We start from the raw sequence: 1,038 nt of genomic DNA, 5'->3' as shown, positions 1-1,038 counted from the left end.
GTGAATAACCAAGTTTTTAACCATTCTTGTAGCACCCAAAGAGCAGCAAATGAAAAGGGTTGTTTGCCTACCATACGGTTAAAGACTAGTGCTAAAAATCCATGAAACAGTCCCATACCGAGACCCATCAATCCAATCATAATCAATGCGAGCCACGTTGGAGTATCGCTATAATCATGGATGGCAGTATAGAGCCAAAAGCCGCCGACGCACCATAGCCCCATACCGTAAGCTTCACCGATAATAAAAGCGCGACGACCACTCATATTTGGTACCAACAGCGCATATAAAATCGCTGGTGACACTATTGCTAGCGGCCAGAACCCATGAGGCGCTAGCGCAAATAAAAAAATAGCCCCTGCAAGCCATGCTGCTACTAGCGTAAACCATAGCGGTAATTGATTTGAGTGAGTACTCAAACGCTTTTGTAGATTAATAGTAGACAGGCGCATCGCAAATTATCCAAAATTATGAGTTTTGAATTTTTAGTCAAAATCCAAAACTCGGATAGACCTGTTAATACTACAGGCAGCATTTCAAAATGAAAACTGCTTATGATACCAGTCCGCACTGCTCAATGGATAAATTTACGTACTCCGTTTGATGGGTTATTATGCTACATTACCAAACGATATGAAGTGTTACTTGACCTTCTATAGCTCACAATATCTACAGTACATGAGAGAGCACTATGACCCCCTTAAAAATAAAATCCAGTCTTATATTCAATCGTTATCTGTCTAAGGGGTTGCGTAGTACGTTAGTATTACTTGCCGCCTCATCACTATTTGCTTGTAGCCAACCGAGTAGTGGCGTATCTGATGCAAGCACAACATCGGCATCAACTGAAGATGTAGTGACTGTTCCGAAGACAGCTGAACCAAACGTTATAAATACTCCTATGATGACATCAGTAAGTAAACCAGACCTACTAAAAAACGTCTCAGCCACTGTCTATAAAGATGCCAATTGCGGCTGCTGTAAAGAATGGATAAGTCATGCAGAAGATAATGGTCTAAGTGCAACCGCGCAAGATGT

Annotated in this window: 2 pseudogenes; one reads left to right on the top strand and one right to left on the bottom strand. The window is 41.6% G+C overall.

The annotated features are described in order from the left end of the window. A pseudogene (locus ACQKCG_RS13980) lies at positions 1–452 on the bottom strand (apolipoprotein N-acyltransferase); the annotation flags it as partial. A 239-nt stretch (positions 453–691) separates the two neighbouring features. Between ACQKCG_RS13980 and ACQKCG_RS13975 the strand changes: the two are divergent. Continuing rightward, a pseudogene (locus tag ACQKCG_RS13975) lies at positions 692–1,038 on the top strand (DUF411 domain-containing protein); the annotation flags it as partial.

It is taken from the genome of Psychrobacter sp. NPDC078929 (genome assembly GCF_050267985.1).
GTDB lineage: Bacteria > Pseudomonadota > Gammaproteobacteria > Pseudomonadales > Moraxellaceae > Psychrobacter.
This window is presented reverse-complemented; position numbering and strand designations above follow the sequence as displayed.